The sequence below is a fragment of the Phycicoccus avicenniae genome (assembly GCF_050496545.1).
Taxonomy (GTDB): domain Bacteria; phylum Actinomycetota; class Actinomycetes; order Actinomycetales; family Dermatophilaceae; genus Phycicoccus; species Phycicoccus avicenniae_A.
On sequence record NZ_JBNVZV010000005.1, the window covers coordinates 100,019 to 116,836 of the forward strand.

General features: G+C 75.2%; 17 protein-coding genes. 6 read left to right on the forward strand and 11 right to left on the reverse strand.

Going from position 1 to position 16,818, the window contains the following annotated elements:
• Positions 1-23 precede the first annotated feature (23 nt).
• Positions 24-491 carry a hypothetical protein gene (locus ACQZ2A_RS05915; RefSeq protein WP_430208303.1) on the reverse strand — a complete coding sequence of 156 codons (468 nt, stop codon included), beginning with the start codon at positions 489-491 and terminating at the stop codon, positions 24-26.
• A 135-nt stretch (positions 492-626) separates the two neighbouring features.
• Between ACQZ2A_RS05915 and ACQZ2A_RS05920 the strand changes: the two genes are divergently transcribed.
• Genes ACQZ2A_RS05920 through ACQZ2A_RS05930 form a run of 3 tightly spaced genes read left to right on the forward strand, consistent with a single transcriptional unit; the run spans position 627 to position 2,767 of the window.
• Positions 627-1,853, forward strand: a complete 1,227-nt coding sequence (locus ACQZ2A_RS05920; protein WP_430208305.1) for an inorganic phosphate transporter — start codon at positions 627-629, stop codon at positions 1,851-1,853.
• 18 nt (positions 1,854-1,871) lie between these two features.
• Positions 1,872-2,171, forward strand: coding sequence for a hypothetical protein (locus ACQZ2A_RS05925; RefSeq protein ID WP_430208308.1), 300 nt, complete (start codon positions 1,872-1,874; stop codon positions 2,169-2,171).
• 8 nt (positions 2,172-2,179) lie between these two features.
• Positions 2,180-2,767: a DUF3349 domain-containing protein gene (locus tag ACQZ2A_RS05930; protein WP_430208310.1), complete on the forward strand. Its 588-nt coding sequence runs from the start codon at positions 2,180-2,182 to the stop codon at positions 2,765-2,767.
• Between the two features lie 177 nt (positions 2,768-2,944).
• Here the strand turns inward: ACQZ2A_RS05930 and ACQZ2A_RS05935 are convergent, their stop codons facing one another.
• The 6 genes from ACQZ2A_RS05935 to ACQZ2A_RS05960 all read right to left on the reverse strand — a co-directional run bounded on the left by ACQZ2A_RS05935 (position 2,945) and on the right by ACQZ2A_RS05960 (position 7,579).
• Positions 2,945-3,238, reverse strand: a complete 294-nt coding sequence (locus ACQZ2A_RS05935) for a DUF3263 domain-containing protein (RefSeq protein ID WP_430208312.1) — start codon at positions 3,236-3,238, stop codon at positions 2,945-2,947.
• Positions 3,239-3,414: 176 nt separating this feature from the next.
• On the reverse strand, positions 3,415-4,731 hold the full coding sequence (locus ACQZ2A_RS05940; RefSeq protein ID WP_430208647.1) for a pyridoxal phosphate-dependent decarboxylase family protein: 1,317 nt from the start codon (positions 4,729-4,731) through the stop codon (positions 3,415-3,417).
• A gap of 60 nt (positions 4,732-4,791) precedes the next feature.
• Positions 4,792-5,454, reverse strand: a complete 663-nt coding sequence (locus tag ACQZ2A_RS05945) for an HAD family hydrolase (protein ID WP_430208314.1) — start codon at positions 5,452-5,454, stop codon at positions 4,792-4,794.
• A 127-nt stretch (positions 5,455-5,581) separates the two neighbouring features.
• Positions 5,582-5,998: an arsenate reductase ArsC gene (locus ACQZ2A_RS05950; protein ID WP_430208317.1), complete on the reverse strand. Its 417-nt coding sequence runs from the start codon at positions 5,996-5,998 to the stop codon at positions 5,582-5,584.
• Entirely contained in the window at positions 5,991-6,968 is a 978-nt protein-coding gene (gene arsB / locus ACQZ2A_RS05955; RefSeq protein WP_430208650.1) for an ACR3 family arsenite efflux transporter, read from the reverse strand. The genes ACQZ2A_RS05950 and arsB overlap by 8 nt, the downstream gene beginning before the upstream one ends.
• Positions 6,969-7,060: 92 nt before the next feature.
• Positions 7,061-7,579: an ArsI/CadI family heavy metal resistance metalloenzyme gene (locus tag ACQZ2A_RS05960; RefSeq protein WP_430208319.1), complete on the reverse strand. Its 519-nt coding sequence runs from the start codon at positions 7,577-7,579 to the stop codon at positions 7,061-7,063.
• 115 nt (positions 7,580-7,694) lie between these two features.
• Here ACQZ2A_RS05960 and ACQZ2A_RS05965 point away from each other — a divergent pair, with 115 nt between their 5' ends.
• From ACQZ2A_RS05965 to ACQZ2A_RS05975, 3 genes are read left to right on the forward strand one after another with little or no spacing between them, the layout of a single operon-like run.
• The gene (locus ACQZ2A_RS05965; RefSeq protein WP_430208322.1) at positions 7,695-8,042 is read left to right on the forward strand and encodes an ArsR/SmtB family transcription factor; all 348 of its coding nucleotides are present in this window, start codon (positions 7,695-7,697) and stop codon (positions 8,040-8,042) included.
• Between the two features lie 24 nt (positions 8,043-8,066).
• A complete protein-coding gene (locus ACQZ2A_RS05970; protein WP_430208324.1) occupies positions 8,067-8,765 on the forward strand; it encodes a uracil-DNA glycosylase in 699 nt (232 codons plus the stop codon).
• Positions 8,766-8,799: 34 nt separating this feature from the next.
• Positions 8,800-9,597: an SGNH/GDSL hydrolase family protein gene (locus ACQZ2A_RS05975; RefSeq protein ID WP_430208653.1), complete on the forward strand. Its 798-nt coding sequence runs from the start codon at positions 8,800-8,802 to the stop codon at positions 9,595-9,597.
• Between the two features lie 49 nt (positions 9,598-9,646).
• On the opposite strand, the gene ACQZ2A_RS05980 is transcribed toward ACQZ2A_RS05975, so the two are convergent.
• From ACQZ2A_RS05980 to ACQZ2A_RS05995, 4 genes are read right to left on the reverse strand one after another with little or no spacing between them, the layout of a single operon-like run.
• Positions 9,647-12,565, reverse strand: coding sequence for a glycosyltransferase (locus tag ACQZ2A_RS05980; RefSeq protein WP_430208325.1), 2,919 nt, complete (start codon positions 12,563-12,565; stop codon positions 9,647-9,649).
• On the reverse strand, positions 12,562-13,755 hold the full coding sequence (locus tag ACQZ2A_RS05985; protein WP_430208327.1) for a glycosyltransferase family 4 protein: 1,194 nt from the start codon (positions 13,753-13,755) through the stop codon (positions 12,562-12,564). The genes ACQZ2A_RS05980 and ACQZ2A_RS05985 overlap by 4 nt, the downstream gene beginning before the upstream one ends.
• Positions 13,755-15,560, reverse strand: a complete 1,806-nt coding sequence (locus ACQZ2A_RS05990) for an ABC transporter ATP-binding protein (RefSeq protein ID WP_430208330.1) — start codon at positions 15,558-15,560, stop codon at positions 13,755-13,757. Before ACQZ2A_RS05990 ends, ACQZ2A_RS05985 begins: the two co-directional genes overlap by 1 nt.
• On the reverse strand, positions 15,557-16,762 hold the full coding sequence (locus ACQZ2A_RS05995) for a glycosyltransferase family protein (protein WP_430208333.1): 1,206 nt from the start codon (positions 16,760-16,762) through the stop codon (positions 15,557-15,559). The genes ACQZ2A_RS05990 and ACQZ2A_RS05995 overlap by 4 nt, the downstream gene beginning before the upstream one ends.
• Positions 16,763-16,818 lie beyond the last annotated feature (56 nt).

Here is a 16,818-nt window from a genome sequence, read left to right on the forward strand (position 1 = left end):
GATTCGTGGACGCCCTGGCCGGCTCAGAGCTCGGGGGTCGCCCCGCCCAGTCGCACGCGCAGCGAGGCGTCGGCCTCGGAGGCCACCGGCTCCTCGAGGTCGGCGACGAACACGGCGACCGCCTCCCGCGCCGGGTTGCCCTCGAGCTCGTGCAGCACCTCGCGCCACGCCGCGAGGTTCGGGTGCGGGACGTCCGTGCACGCCTCGGCCGGGGCGAGCGAGTCCACCGCCGCCTCCAGGTCGGAGTGCGAGAGCGGCAGGGTGGCCGTCGAGCCGTCGTGGCCGAGGATCGTCGCGAGGACGACGGTGGCCAGCGCCGGGCGCGCCCCGGGGGACGCGGTGACGTGCGGGAAGTCCCAGTCGGGGGTCGAGGACGCCGGGGAGAGCCCCACGGCGTGCGCCGCCGGCTCCCGCCATCCCTCGATGCGGTCCACGAGGTGCGCGCGGATGGCCGCGAGCCCCTCGGGCGTGCTCCAGTCCAGGTCGCTCATCGGGTCATCGTGTCAGCACATCCGCCCCCGGGGCCCCGCACGCCCCGCGGCCCGGGCGAGTCCTCAGGTGAACAACGGGTGAACGCCGACCCCTGCCTTGGTGAACCGGGGTCGTCGACCCCACACTGGTCCCTCGTGGACGCAGCGACCATCATCCTCGTGCTCGTCATCGTGACGGCACTGGCCTTCGACTTCACGAACGGCTTCCACGACACGGCCAACGCCATGGCGGCCTCGATCTCCACCGGCGCCCTCGCGCCGAAGGTGGCGGTCGGCCTCTCGGCGGTGCTGAACCTCGTCGGGGCCTTCCTCTCCGTCGAGGTCGCCCTCACCGTGTCGAACGCCGTCATCAAGATCCAGGACGCCGACGGGGCCCCGCGCCCCGAGCTCCTGACCGGCGGCGGGGAGGCGCTCCTGCTCATCGTGCTCGCCGGGCTCGTCGGCGGCATCGTCTGGAACCTCGCGACCTGGCTGCTCGGCCTGCCGTCGAGCTCGTCGCACGCGCTGCTCGGTGGGCTCACCGGCGCCGGCGCGGCCGGCCTCGGGTTCGCCGGTGTCAAGTGGACCGGCGACGGCACGAAGCTCGACGGCGTCGTCGGCAAGATCCTGCTCCCCTCGCTGCTCTCCCCGGTCGTCGCGATGGCGGTCGCCTTCATCGGCTGCTGGCTCGTGCACCGGCTGACGAACTCGGTGATGGACAAGCTCGAGGAGCGGTACTTCCGCTGGGGCCAGATCGGCAGCGCCTCCCTGGTCTCCGTCGCCCACGGCACGAACGACGCGCAGAAGACGATGGGCGTCATGACGCTCGCCCTCATCGCGAGCGGCCACTGGGACCGCACCGACGCCGTGCCGATCTGGGTGAAGATCAGCGCCGCCCTGGCCATCGCGATGGGCACCTACATCGGCGGCTGGCGGATCATCCGCACCCTCGGCAAGGGGCTCGTCGACATCACGCCGCGTCAGGGCCTCTCGAGCGACGGCTCCACCGCTGCCGTCCTGCTCGCCTCCAGCCACCTCGGCTTCGCCCTCTCGACGACCCACGTCGCGACCGGGTCCGTCCTCGGCGGCGGCCTGGGCCGGGGCACCCACGTCCGGTGGGCCACCGCCGGGCGGATGGTCGTCGCCTGGGCGCTGACCTTCCCCATCGCCGCCGGCATGGGCGCCGTCATGTGGTGGATCGGCCACACCCTCGGTGGCGTCGCCGGCGCCCTGCTCGTCTTCGCCATCCTCTGCGCCGCCTCCGGGTGGATGTACCACCGCTCGCGGCGCGAGCACGTCGGGGCGCACAACGTCACCGACGAGTGGGGTGCGGCGCCGGCCGGCACCGAGCAGCCCACCGCGTCCAAGACCACGACCCGCTGACGGAAGGGACCGACCACCATGCGCAGCCTCGAGCTCGCCCTCCAGGGGGCCGGCAAGGTCCTCCTCGCCGGCCTCGTCTTCGGCGCCGGCCTGACCGTCGTCTACGCGCTCGCGATGCGGGTGCTGACCCTCGGTGCGCGACCCACCGACGGCGGCGGTCCGCCGCAGTACACCCTGCTCGGGCGTACGCTGGCCGGCCTGCTCATCGCCGTCGTGGTGGGCGGGGTCCTCCTCGGGCTGCTGCTCATCGTCGCGAGCGGCTTCGGGAAGGCCGTCAGCTTCGAGAACATCGTCCCGGCCATCGTCGACAAGAAGTGAGTCGCCCCATGCAGCAGCTGTCGCACTCGGTCATCGCGCACATCCGCGCCGGCTTCCCCGACGGGGTCGCCGACTCAGAGGCCGCCGCGCTCGGCGCCGTCCTCCAGGAGCGGCTCGGCACGGAGGCGGCCCACGACGTGCTGCGCAAGCTCGCCGCCCAGAAGCTGCTCTCCCGCAAGGCCGTCCGCGCGCTCGTCCCCGAGGACGACCAGCTGCGGCAGGTGTCGGCCAAGCTCGTGCTGGGCGGCTGGCCGCTCGGCGGGGTCGACGAGGAGGAGGACGAGGCGCCGCGCGAGGGCAGCCCGCTGGCCCGCATCGTCAACTGGCTGCGCGAGGGCTACCCGGGCGGCGTGCCCGAGCACGACTACGTGCCGCTGCTCGCCCTGCTCGAGCGCCGGCTGACCCGCTCGGAGGTCAAGAAGGTCGCCAAGGCGCTGCGCCGGGCCGACGTCAGCCCCGCCGGGCCCTCGGACATCGCCGCGATGATCACCTCGTACACGCACGCCGACCCCAGCGCCAAGGACCTCAAGCGGGTGCGCGACCAGCTGGCCAAGAAGGGATGGCCGGTCGAGTTCCCCGACCCCGACCTCCCCTGACGCTCCTGGGGCGACGTCCTCGCCCCTCAGCCGTCGAGAGTAGAGAACACGCCGTGTGCGCCCGGGTGCACACGGCGTGTTCTCTACTCTCGACGGGCTTCCGGGGCCGGGCACAGCGACGCCCGTCCGGCTTCCCTCACGGACGGGCGTCGCTGGCTCCGGGGTGGCGGCGCGGGCTCAGGGCTCCAGGCCGAGGCGGCGGGCCGAGCGGGCGCGCTGGCGGCTGGCGCGCAGGCGGCGCAGGCGCTTGACGAGCATCGGGTCGTGGGCCAGGGCCACCGGGTTGTCGATGAGCGCGTTGAGCACCTGGTAGTAGCGGGTCGAGCTCATGTCGAAGAGCTCCTTGATGGCCGTCTCCTTGGAGCCGGCGTACTTCCACCACTGGCGCTCGAAGGCGAGGACCTCGCGGTCGCGCTCGGAGAGCTCCGGCACGGCGACGGCAGGGGTGACCTGTTCGGACGCGGCACTCACGTGTGTTCTCGACCCTTCCCTGCGTGCGGCTGCGGCTGCGGTCCTCACTGTAGCCGCCGAATGACAGTCGTGTCATTCCCGTGGCCGGGCCCTGCGCGTGTCGGCTGGACATCGGGCCGTTCGGACGACTCACGAGTCACACCGACCCCACGGACCCCATCGGCCGACCGGACGGCTCAGGCCATCGTGTCGAGGATCGCCGCGATGTCGGCCTCGGTCGTCGCCGGGTTGACGATGGCGAAGCGGGCGAGGGTCTCGCCGTCGTGCGACGTGGGCACCACGAAGGCGAACTCGTCGGCGAGCATCCGGTCCGACCACGCCTGGTAGTCGGCCGGCGACCAGCCGAGCCGGCGGAAGACGACGACCGAGAGGTCGCGCTCGCGGACCAGCTCGAGCTCGGGCCGGCGGGCCACCTCGGCCTCGGCGTACCGGGCGACGTCGAGGGTGCGCTCGACGGCCGCCGCGTACGCATCCGTGCCGTTGACGACGAGGGAGAACCAGAACGGCAGGCCGCGCGCCCGGCGGGTCAGCCCGACCGAGTAGTCGGTGGGGTTCCACTCCGGCGCCTCGGTGAGGACGTCGAGGTAGCTCGCCCGCTGCGTGTGCGCGGCCCGGGCCAGCGCCGGCTCGCGGTAGAGCAGGGCGCAGCAGTCGAACGGCGCGAACAGCCACTTGTGGGGGTCGACGATGAAGGAGTCGGCGTGCTCGATGCCCGCGTACAGGTGGCGCACCGACGGTGCGGCCAGCCCGGCCCCACCGTACGCCCCGTCGACGTGGAACCAGATGCCGTGCTCGCGGCACACCTCGGCCACCGACGCGAGGTCGTCGACGATGCCGAAGTTCGTCGTCCCGGAGGTCGCGACGACCGCGAAGAACGTCTCCGGACCGTTCGCCTCGAGGACCTCGCGCAGCGCCGGCCCGGTGAGCCGGCCGGCGTCGTCCGCGGGCACCCCGACGAGCTCGGCGTCCATCACCTCGCAGGCCGAGGCGATGCTGCTGTGCGCCCCGCCGGTCGCGGCGACCCGGAACGGCCGCACGCCCTCGGCGGCCCGGTGCCGCGCCGCCGCCCGCGCCGCCACGAGCGCGGAGAGGTTGCCGATGGTCCCGCCGGGCACGAACACGCCGCCGGCGCGCTCGGGCATCCCGACGAGGTCGGCGATCCAGCGCAGCGCCTGGTTCTCGGCCCACACCGCACCCGAGCCCTCGAGCCAGGAGCCCGCGTAGATCGACGAGGCCCCGACGACGAGGTCGAAGACGACGGCGGCGTCGGCCGGCGCGCAGGGGATGAAGGAGAGGTAGCGCGGGTGGTCGACCGACAGGCAGGCCGGCGCCAGCTCGTCGGCGAAGATGCGCATCGCCTCCGGGCCGCCGAGGCCACCCGCGGTGATGGTCGCGCCGAGGGTGGCGTCGAGGTCCTCCTGGGTCCGGACGCGGTCGAGCGGCGGCTCCATCCGGATGCGGTCCTCGGCGTAGGCCGTGACGGCGGCGAGCAGCTCGGAGAGCTCCTCGTGGACGTTGCGCTCGTACTGGGAGGTGGGGTGCACGCCCGGAGTCTAAGAGCCCTCGCGCCCCAGGAGGAGGTCGGTCAGGGCGGCGACGTCGTCGACGAGCGCGTCCGGCTCCTCGGCCGCCAGCGCGCCCCGCTCGCCGGCGCCCCACGTGACGGCGACAGCGGCCATCCCCGCGGCCTTCGCGGCCTGCACGTCGACCGTCGCGTCGCCGACGTAGACGCAGGTCTCGGGCGCGACGCCGAGCACGGTGGCGCCGCGCAGCAGCGGGTCGGGCGAGGGCTTGTGGCGGTCGGTGTCCTCGAGCCCGGCGGCCACGGTGACGAGGTGGTCGATGCCGACGCCCTCGAGCGCGAGGCGCGCGGTCTCCTGGCGCTTGGAGGTGACGACGGCCGTGCGGACGCCCGCGGCGGCCAGCGCCTCGAGCAGCTCGGGCACGCCGTCGTAGCGCCGGATGAGCGCCGCGGTGTTCGCGAGGTTCCACTCGCGGTAGGTGGAGTCGAGGGCGTGGCCGTGCTCGGGCGACTCCTCGAGCAGCGCCTCGAGCAGCGGCCGGCCGATCCAGGCGCGGGCCCGGGCGTCGTCGACCTCCTCGCCGAGCACGGTGCGGAACGCGTGCTGGTAGGAAGCCACGATGAGCGGGATGGTGTCCGCGAGCGTGCCGTCGAGGTCGAAGAGGACGGTGCTCCAGCGGGGCGTCGTGGTCACGACCCCAGTCTGACGCGGTGGTGCCGGCCCTCGTGCACCGGTCCGCCACCGGTCCCCCGCGTCGAGATCAGGTGACCTGCAGGCGCTCGGGCCGGACCGCGTGCGTGTCACCTGGTCTCGGGGTCGGTCAGGCGCCGGCGGCGGGGACCCCGAGCTCGTCCAGCAGCACGAGCACGCGCTCCCGGATGTCGTCGCGGACCTCACGGACCATCGCGATGCCCTGCCCGGCCGGGTCATCGAGCTCCCAGTCCTCGTACCGCGTGCCGGGGAAGATCGGGCAGCTGTCGCCGCAGCCCATCGTCACGACGACGTCGGAGGCCCGCACAGCCTCGGGCGTCAGCACCTTGGGGCGCTCGGCGGCGATGTCGATGCCCACCTCGCGCATGGCCTCGACGCCCACCGGGTTGACCGACTCCCCGGGTGCGCTGCCGGCCGAGCGAACCTCGACCGCCCCGCCGGACAGGTGGTGCAGCCAGGCGGCGGCCATCTGGGAGCGGCCGGCGTTGTGGACGCAGACGAACAGGACGGACGGGCGGTCAGCCACGGGAGAACCCCTTCCGGAGGGCGAGTGAGACGTAGACGAGCCCGACGAGCACGGGCACCTCGATGAGGGGGCCGACGACCCCGGCGAGCGCCTGCCCGGAGGTCGCGCCGAAGGTCGCGATGGCGACGGCGATGGCCAGCTCGAAGTTGTTGCCGGCCGCGGTGAAGGCGAGCGTGGTGGTGCGTGCGTACCCGAGCCCGAGCGAGCGGCCGAGCAGGAAGCCGCCGCCCCACATGAGGACGAAGTACGCCAGCAGCGGGAGCGCGATGCGCACGACGTCGAGCGGCTTGCCCGTGACCTGCTCGCCCTGCAGCGCGAAGAGCACGACGATGGTGAAGAGCAGGCCGTAGAGCGCCCACGGCCCGATGCGCGGCAGGAAGGAGCGCTCGTACGCCGTTCTCCCCCAGCGCTGCTCACCGAAGCGCCGCGACAGGTAGCCGAGCACGAGCGGGATGCCGAGGAAGACGAGCACCGAGCGCGCGATGTCCCAGGCCGAGACGTCGAGGGCGGTCTGCTGCAGGCCGAGCCACCCCGGCAGGACCGACAGGTAGAACCAGCCGAGGCCGGCGAACGCGAGCACCTGGAACACCGAGTTGAGCGCCACGAGCACGGCGGCGGCCTCGCGGTCACCGCAGGCGAGGTCGTTCCAGATGACGACCATCGCGATGCACCGCGCCAGCCCCACGACGACGAGCCCGGTGCGGTACTCGGGCAGGTCCGGCAGGAGCAGCCAGGCGAGCGCGAACATCAGCGCCGGCCCGAGGACCCAGTTGAGGACCAGGCTCGCGAGGAGCATCCGCCGGTCGCCGGTCACCGTGTCGAGCCGGTCGTAGCGGACCTTGGCCAGCACCGGGTACATCATCACGAGCAGGCCGAGGGCGATCGGCAGCGAGACGCCGTCGACCTCGACCGCCGAGAGCCCCTCGCCGAGGCCGGGCACGACCCGGCCGAGGAGGAGGCCCGCGACCATCGCCAGCCCGATCCACACGGGGAGCAGCCGGTCGAGGGTGGAGAGCCGGGCGGCGCCCGCCGGGGCGGGCGCCGGGACATCGGTAGGGCCGCTCACGGGCAGCAGGACCCCTCGGCGGCGCGCTCGGCGTGGCCGGCGGCCGGGGTGCAGCAGGCGCCGTCGCCAGCGAGGGCGACCGGCCGGTCGAAGGCGTCGCGCGGGTCCTGCGGGGCGTCGTCCTTGACGGTGTAGACCTCCCACGGTGCGCCCGCGGGGTCGTGGACCCACACCTTGTCCTGGAGGGCGTAGCAGCAGGTCGTGTCGTTCTCGTCGAAGGCGGCGAGGCCGGCCTCGCGGAAGCGCTCGCGGGCGGCGACGACGTCGTCCGTCGAGGCCACCTCGACACCGAGGTGGTTCAGCGCACCCGCGGTGCCGGAGCCCCGCACGTCCTCCCCGGTCTCGATGAGCACGAGCTTCAGCGGCGGCTCGGCGACGGCGAAGTTCGCGTAGCCGGGACGGCGCTTGTGCGGCTGTACCCCGAACATCGCGGAGTAGAACGCGACCGAGGCCTCGAGGTCGCTGACGTTGAGCGCGAGCTGGACGCGGCCGGTGGACGGGGTGGTTGCGGACATGGGCACCTCCGGGAGGAGACTCGTGCATCGACGATCGTCGATGTCTGGCGCCCACCATGGACCATCGCATCGACGTGTGTCAATATAGAGGCTCGTCGATCTCCAGGAGGACACCGTGCCGGTCCGCGAGCTCCCCCTCGCCCCCACCGATGCCGCCTCCTGCTGCGGCATCGGCGTTGGCGGGGGGCTGACCAAGGAGGACGCCGAGCGCAGCGCCGCGCTCCTCAAGGCCGTCGCCGACCCCGTCCGCCTGCGGCTCGTGAGCGCCATCCGGGCCACCGCCGACGGCGAGGCCTGCGTCTGCGACCTCACCGACCTCGTCGGCCTGTCGCAGCCCACGGTCTCCCACCACCTCAAGGTGCTCACCGAGGCCGGCCTCCTCGAGCGCGAGCGCCGCGGCACGTGGGCCTGGTACCGGCTCGTGCCCGCCCGGTTGGCCGAGGTCCGGGGCATCTTCGACTGACCGGCGCGTCATAGGGTGGTGCGGATGACCAGCCCGCCCGCCCCGCCCGCGCCGAAACCGCTCCACGAGCTCGTCCACCCGTCGTGGGCACGGGCCCTGGCCCCCGTCGAGCCGGCCGTCGCACGGCTCGGGGAGTTCCTCCGTGGTGAGGTCGCGTCCGGGCGTGGCTACCTGCCCGGGGGTCCCCACGTGCTCCGGGCGTTCCAGCAGCCGCTCGACGCCGTGCGCGTCCTCGTCGTCGGCCAGGACCCCTACCCGACCCCGGGTCACGCGATGGGCCTCTCCTTCTCCGTCGAGCCCGACGTCCGCCCGGTGCCGAAGAGCCTCGTGAACATCTACAAGGAGATGGAGACCGACCTCGGCCTCCCCCGCCCCGAGAACGGCGACCTCACGCCGTGGGCCGACCAGGGCGTGCTCCTGCTCAACCGCGTCCTCACGGTGACCCCCGGCAAGCCGGCCAGCCACCGTGGCCGCGGCTGGGAGGAGGTGACCGGCCGGGCCATCGAGGCGCTCGTCGAGCGTGGCGGACCGCTGGTCGCGATCCTCTGGGGGCGCGACGCCCGTTCTCTCGCACCGCAGCTGCCCGGCATCCCGTGCATCGAGTCGGCCCACCCCAGCCCGCTCTCCGCACACAACGGCTTCTTCGGTTCGCGTCCCTTCTCGCGCGCCAACGCCCTGCTCACCGAGGCCGGCGCCGACCCGGTCGACTGGAGGCTCCCGTGACCCTGCCCGCCGCGTCTGGACCCGCTACGTCGCCATCGGCGACTCCTTCACGGAGGGGATGTCCGACCCGGACCCCGAGCGCGACGACGTCTTCGTCGGCTGGGCCGACCGGCTCGCGCACCGCCTCGACGCCGTCGCCGAGGCCGAGCACCTGCCCTTCGGCTACGCCAACCTCGCGGTCCGCGGCCGGACCCTCGGCGACGTCGTCGGCCCGCAGCTCGACGCCGCGCTGACGATGCAGCCCGACCTCGTCTCGATGGTCGGCGGTGGCAACGACCTGCTGCGCCCGAGCGTCGACCTCGACGGGCTGGCGTCCCGCATCGAGGAGGCCGTCGTCCGGCTGCGCGCCACCGGCGCGGACGTGCTGCTCGCGACACCCACCGACACCCGGGAGGCCGGGCTGTTCCGGGCCCTGCGCGGCCGGCACGCGGTGCACAGCGCGAACATCTTCACGATCGCCCAGCGGCACGGCTGCCACGTGCTCAACCTCTGGGGGATGACCGCCCTGCGCGACTGGCGGATGTGGTCCGAGGACCGGATCCACCTGACGACGGAGGGCCACCAGCGCGTCGCCCTGGCCGCGTTGGCCGCGCTCGGGCACGACGTCGAGGTGTCGCAGTGGGCCACCCCGCTGCCACCGGCCGACCGGACCACGCGGGCCGAGCAGCTGCGGGGGCACGCCGAGTGGGTGCGCACGCACGCGGCGCCCTGGGTCGAGCGACGGGTGCGCGGCACCTCGTCCGGCGACCACCGCGACCCCAAGCGCCCGACGCTCCAGCACCTGCGCGACCCGCACGAGGAGCCCGAGCACCAGCAGCTGCCCGAGCTCTGAGCCGACCCCGCGCCGGGCCCGACCGAGCCGGTGCCCCGCGGGTCGTGGGTCATCGTCGCGCGCTGGGCACCCGTCCCCGCGCCAGACCCGTGGCGACCGCCAGCAGCGCGGTGCGCGCGTCGTCGTCGGCCCGCATCGAGGTCCAGCCGTGGGCGATCCGCACGAGGGCGAGGGCGCCGTGCACGTCGAGGGCGGCGGGGTCCGGGCGGTGACCGGTGGCCGTGGCGTACGCCGTGAGGAAGGGCGCCGCGGGCCCGGCGAACAGGGGGTCGGAGCCGCCGAGGGTCACCCAGAGCCAGGCGCACCAGTAGGCCAGGTCCCGCTCGCGCTCGGCGAGCTGCAGCCGGTCGAGGTCGATGAGCGCGACCTGCGACTCCGTCGCGTGGACGTTCCGCGGCGAGAAGTCGCCGTGGTTCGGCACCAGTGGACCGGATGTCGTTCCCTCCCAGGCCGCCTCGATGGCGTCGACGGCCGTGGTGAAGGCGCCGACCACCACGGGGGACTCGTCGGGCCCGAGCGAGGCCACCTTGCGCCGCGCCGAGCGCACCAGTGCCCGCCGGTCGCGGACGCGGTGCAGCGCGACCCCGGAGCCGTGGAGGCCGGCGAGCAGGCGGCCGGCATCCGCTCCCCGGAGCACGGAGGCCCCGACCGACCCCCGGACGGCCAGGGCGTCACCCGCGACGCGCGCCATCACGAGGTCACCGCTCCCGCCGTCGAAGGCGAGCGGCTCCGGCATCCGGGCCGGGGCCCCGCCGCCGAAGGTCGAGGCCCAGAGCGCGGTCATGTCGTCGTGCACGCGGGAGCCGTCGGCGCCGAGGTAGGTCTTGACGACGACCGGCCGACCCGTCGTGTCGTCGACGCACATCCGCACGGGGCGGTCGGCGTGGCCCGTCGGCACCAGCCCGGAGCGCGGAGCGGGCACCGGCCGCCCGGCGAGGAGCCGCAGGAGCGCGTCCCGCTCCTCCGGGCGGCCGTGGCGGCTCTCGGCGAGTCCGGCCAACCGGGCCAGCGCCAGCCGTTCCCACGCGACGAGGTCCTCCGGGACCCGGCCGTAGCCCTCGAGGAAGGCGTCGACCGCGGCCCCGGCCACCGCGGGGCTACGCCGACCGACGACGGCCTCGCGCCGCAGGTGGGCGACCATGTTGCCGACGTCGAGACCGCGCGGCGCGAGGGCCGTGTCGTCGAGGTCGATGAGGCAGACGCCCTCCCCCACCGCGGGGCGCACCACCTGGCGCGGGTGCAGGTCGCGGTGTGCGGGAACGAGGTCCCCGTCGGCGGGTCGCCGGGAGGCCTCCTCGGCAGCGACCGCGCGGCACCCGTCCGGCGCGCGGCGGACCAGCTGGTCGCACTCGTCGGCCGCGGTCCAGCGCCGGTCGAGCGCGGCCCCGCTGTCGTGCAGGCGGGCCAGCACGCGCCCGGTGTCGCGGGCCGCGGTGACGAACGCCTCGTCGTCGAGGTCCTCCATCACCGTGCCCGCACGGAACGAGACGACGCCGACGCAGCCGTCGGAGGACGTCCCGAGCGACGTCGGGACGACGTCGGCGAGTCCGGCCTGCTCGAAGGCCACGAGCCGCCGGGCGTTGCCGCGTGCCCGCGGTGACGAGAAGGCCTTGACGACGACGTCCTCATCGAAGCGGTTGGCGGAGAACGTGACCCGCCGACCGGCCACCCTGCGGAGGGCGGGGCCGAACCGCAGGCCGACGAGCGGGCCGTCGGGCTCGGCGGCGGCACGGCGGAGCGCGTCCGCGACCGCGTCGTCCTCGGGCGCCAGCGCCCGCACCGTGGCCTCGAGGCTCCCCGGGCCCGTGCACGCCCGGTCCAGACCGCGCAGCACGTCCTCGATGCGGGCGGCCCACGACCACTCGTCGCGCACCGTGGCCGCGACCCGTCGCGCGCTCCGGCCCGCGCCCCTGTCCAGCGCGGACCCGATCCCCGCGACGAGGTCGCCCACGTCGCCGGGTCGCACGAGCGTGCCGACCCCGAGGCCCCCGAGCAGCCCTCGCAGCTGCCCGAGGTCGGAGGCGACGACCGGTACCCCGGCCGCGAGGTACTCGTAGACCTTGAGCGGGGAGAAGGAGAAGTCGGCCAGGTCCGGGTAGGGCGCCACGGCGACGTCGGCGCACCGCACCACCGCGACGGCCTCGTCGTGCGGGCGCTGCCCGAGCAGGTGCAGCCGGTCGGAGACCCCCAGCTCCGCGGCCCGCTCGGCGAGCGACTCGCGCACCGGACCGTCACCGACCACGACGAGGTGGGCCTCGCGCCGCAGCCCGGCGAGCGCCTCGACGGCGAGCTCGACCCCGTGCCACGGGCGCAGCGTCCCGGTGAAGACGACGAGCGGCGCGCCGACGGGCAGCCCGAACCGGGTCCGCGTGGCCGCCACGTCGAGCGGGGCGGTGAAGGGCCGCGGGTCGACGCCGTTGGCCACCGTCTCCACCGAGGCCGCCGGCCCGACGAGCCCGCGGACGGACGCGCTCAGCTCGTCGCTGACCGGGACGAGGTGGTCGGCGCCCCGGAGCACCTCGCGCTCGCGCTCGCGCGCGACCGCGACGTGGGCCAGCCCCCGCCACCGCGCCTCCTCGTGCGCCAGCAGCGCGTTGACCTCGACCACGTGGCGCGCGCCCGCGGCCCGGGCCAGCCGCAGCCCGGCGGTCCCGAAGAGGGCCAGCCGCTCGTGGACCACGTCCGGGGCGAAGTCGGCGAGGACCGCCGCCCCCTCGGTCGCGAACCGTTCGACGAGGGCGAGCTTGTTCCGCTCGCGCAGCACGCCCTCGGCGCGCCCGGGGTGGGGCAGCAGGTGGGTCCGCAGCCGGGGCCCCGACGGTGGCGCCCCGTGCCCGGCGACCCCGAGCAGCAGGACCTCGTGCCCGAGCTCGGCGTAGGCCTCGGCCACCGCGCGCAGGTGCAGCGAGGCGCCCTTGGTGCCCGGGACCCGGACGCCCTGGTCGGTGCAGAGGACGACGACCTTCACGAGTTCGCCTCCGTCCAGACCTCGAGCAGCGCCCGGCCGGAGCGTTCGGGTGCGTAGGCCGAGGCCACGAGCTCGCGGCCGGCGGCGCCGAGGGCCCGCGCGGCGACGGGGTCGGCACGCAGGGCCGTGATGGCGTCGGCCAGGGCCTGCGGGTCGTCCTGCGGCACCAGCCGCCCCGTCACGCCGTCCCGGACCAGCTCGGGGATGCCGACCACCTCGGTCGAGACGACGGGGATGCCCCGCGCCAGTGCCTCGACGAGGACGGTCGGCAGGCCGTCGCGGTCGCCGTCGCCGTCGACCCGGCACGGCAGCGCGACGAGCGAGGCGCGGGCGTACGCGGCCTCGACGCCGGAGGACTCCATCGCCCCGTGGAAGGTCACCCGGTCCCCCACCCCGAGCGCGTCGGCGAGCGCCACCAGCTCCTCGCGCAGCGGCCCGTCCCCCACCACGTCGAGCCGCAGCCAGGGGTCGTCCGCGGCGGCCAGGGCCACGGCCCGGACGAGCACGTCGACCCCCTTCTTCGGCACGAGGCGGCAGACGCAGAGGACGGGCGCGTCGCGCCGCCCGGCGTGCACCACGTTGACCGGCCCGAGTGGGACGCCGTTGCGCACCAACCGGATCCGCGTTCCCGGGAGGACGTAGCCCAGATGCTCCACGTTGTAGTCGGACACCGTGACGACGGTCGAGGTGCCCGTCAGGCGCTCGGCGAGGACCTCCGCGTTCTCGACGTGGAAGACGTCCTTGGCGTGGGCGGTGACCGTGACCGGCACACCGGTGAGCCGGCCGGCGAGCGCCGCGACCTCGGCGGCCGAGGTGGCGAAGTGGGCGTGCAGGACGTCCGGGCGCTCCAGCCGCACGCGCTCGGCGACGAGCAGCCCGTGGGCCAGTCGGCGCAGCGCGCCGCGGTCCCCGGAGCGCACCCGCGCCTTCGCCGCCCGCACCTCGCGCCACACGGCGCGCGGCTGCGCGACCGCGGCACGCACCGCCGGCCCGAGCCATCCGGTCCGCCGGGGCAGGTAGCGCACGCGGGCCCGCACCCGGTCGACCTCGGCGTGGCGCGGGCCGTCCTCGGGCGGCATCAGGCTGTCGACGAGCACCTCGGTCCCGAGCTGCTCGACCTCCACCAGCTCGCGGACGACGAAGGTCTCGCTGAGCCGCGGGTAGCGCTTGAGCACGTAGAGGACCTTCATCACCGGCTCCCCGCCGCGCGCCGCCGGTCGAGGTCGAGGACCGTCCCGGTGCCGTCGGGACCGACGCCGGGCGCCGCGTGCCGCGGGACCGACGTGGCGTCGACCTCGCTCGGCGAGCCGACCCGCACGAGCCGGCCGCGGTCGAGCACCGCGACCGTGTCGGCGCCCCGGATGGTCGAGAGCCGGTGCGCGATGAGGAGGGTGGTGCGGTCGTCGGGCAGGTTGGACAGCGCCTCCATGACCAGCTCCTCGGTGTGCACGTCCAGGGCGGACGTCGGCTCGTCCAGGACGAGGACCGGGGCGTCACGCAGGATCGCCCGGGCGATGGCCAGCCGCTGGCGCTGCCCGCCCGACAAGGTCGTCCCGCGCTCGCCGACCCAGGTCTGCAGCCCGTCGGGGAGGCGCCCCGCGAACTCGTCGACGAGCGCGAGCCGCGCGGCCCGGCGGACGGCGGAGTCGGGGGCGGTGACGTCGCCGAGCCGGATGTTGTCCCACAGGGTGCCGCGCATCACGAGGCAGTCCTGGAGGACGACCGCGACCTGGGAGCGCAGGTCGGCCAGGGCCCGCGAGCGGACGTCGACGAAGTCGAGGTAGACGGCACCGGCCGTGGGGTCGACCAGCCGCGGGACGAGCGAGGCCAGGCTCGTCTTGCCGGCACCGGTCGGGCCGACGAGCGCGAGGGTCTGCCCGGGCTCGACCTCGAGCGAGACGTCGTCCAGCACCTGCGTGCTGCCGTAGCGCAGCGAGACCCCCGCGAACTCCAGGTGGCCGCGGGCCCGTCGCGGGCGGATGGGGCGGGCCGGCTCCGCGACGTCGGGGTGCTGGGCGAGGACGTCCTCGATGCGCTCCGCGGCGGCCGCGCCCTTGGCGAGCGAGGTGCTGAGCCGGGAGAGCGCCTTGAGCGGCTTGTAGAGCGACCCGAGGTAGGAGACGAAGACGAGGAGCATCCCGAGGGTGATCTCGCCGGAGCGGACCCGCGAGGTGCCCACCCACAGCACCATCGCGGCCGAGCCGGCCGCCGTGAGGTCGACGAGCGGGCTGAACCGGGCCTGGATGCGCGCCGACTCCAGGCCGGCGCGCAGGCTCTGGCCGGCGAGGTCGTCGAAGGTGCGGCGCTGCGAGCGCTCGAGCCCGAGGGACTGGACGAGCGGCATGGCCGCCAGGCTCTCGGCGGTCGCCGCGGCGACGACGCCGTCGGCGGCGCGGGCGGCCCGGCTGGTCTTCTTCAGCCGCACCGTCGAGCGGTGCACCGTCCACGCCAGCACCGGGGCCAGCACCAGTGCCACGAGCGCGAAGACCGGGTCCATCACGACCATGACGGCGAACATCCCGACCACGAGCATCACGTTGGGCCCGATGACGGCCAGCGACTGCACGAGCATGTCCTGCGTGCGGTCGACGTCACTGGTCACGCGGCTGGCGAGGTCGCCGACGCGCGAGCGGCCGTGGAAGGCCAGCGACAGCCGGTGCAGGTGGGTGAAGACGGTGCCGCGCAGGTCGGCGGCGAGGCGCAGGCCGGCCGAGGCGAGGACCCGCGTGGACCAGTAGTCGAGGACGGCCGCGAGCGCGACGACGACGAGCAGCATCACGGCCGAGAGCGTGGCGACGACCATCGGGTCGGTGATGCCGAGGAACGGCGCGGGGTCCGAACCGAGGGCGTGGTCGACGACGAAGCGCAGGGGCCACGGCTCCGCGAGCCGCACGACGACCTCCAGGACGGCGAGCACCGCCCCGAGGGCGAGCAGCTTCCGGTACGGGCGGACGTGCCCCGAGAAGCGGCGGAGCACGCCGACCACGCCGCTCACCGGGCCACCGCCAGGACCGGGGCGGACTCGAGGACGGGGGCGCTGCGGGCGCCGGCGAGGGCGAGCACGCGGCCGGCCACCCGGGCCGCGCCGTCGACGTCGAGGCCGCTGCGGGCCAGGTCCCAGCCGGTCTGGAGCCGGGGGCGGTCGAGGAGCCAGCGCACCTCGTCCGGTCCGGCGCCGGGGTCGAGGACGTCGGCCAGGCCGAGGCAGGCGAGGCGCCCGGCGCGGATGGCCTGCTCCCGGCGCGGCGCACGGCGCGGGACGAGCAGCGGCCGCAGCCCGGAGACGATCGCCTCGTAGGTGGAGTTGTAGCCGCCCATCTGCACGCTCGCGCTCGCCGCCTCGTACAGGTCGGTGCAGTCGTCGCGGGGCGCGACCACGTCGACACCGGCGGGGACGCTCCAGCGCGCCGCCGGACCCCGGACCACGACCACCCGGTCGTAGCGCGCGGTGTCCGCGACGGCCTCGAGCACGGACCCGACGACATCGCCGTCGCCGCCGCCGCCGGCCGTGACGAGCACCGTCCCGCCGACCGGCGGGGCGAGCGGGCGGGGCGTGGCCACCGGCGCGGTGACGATGCCGCAGTACTCGGGGGTGACGGGTAGTCCGTACTCCTCGACGTGGTCGCAGATGGCGGGGGCGCCGTAGACGAGCACCTCGTCGACGAACCGGCCGGCGCCGGCCCAGTCGGGCCCGGCGAGCTCGGCGCGCACGACGGGCGGCTCGTCGAGGATGTCGCGCAGCCCGAGCACGACGGCCGCGCCGCCCCGGCGGGCCGCGGCGACCGCCGGGCGCAGCTCGCCGCCGATGCCGAGCGGGTGCCGGTCGACGAGGAGCACGTCCGGCCGGGCCTCCTCGACGACCTCGGCGAACCGGCGCGCCCGCTCCCGCAGCGCGACGGCGAGGTCCCCGCCGTCCCGCGTGGTGTACCGCCCGGTGGCGTCCTTGGTGACGGCGGGGACGCGCACCACGCGCACCCCGTCGGCCCCGAGCCACTCGTGCTCGCTGGCCAGCCCGGTGACGAGGGTGATCTCGGCGTCGGGGTCCTGGGCGCGCACCGCGGCGGCGATCCGCGAGTTGCGCCGCGCGTGGCCGAGCCCGAAGCCGTCGTGCGAGGTGAGGACCACCCGCCGGCGACGGCCGCCGTCGTGCGCGGTCCGGAACCGGGAGGTCGCCGCAGCAGGGGTGCAGGTGTCCATGCGCGGAACCGTAGGTTCGGGGCACGGACGCCGACCATCGGACCTTGGGCCGACCA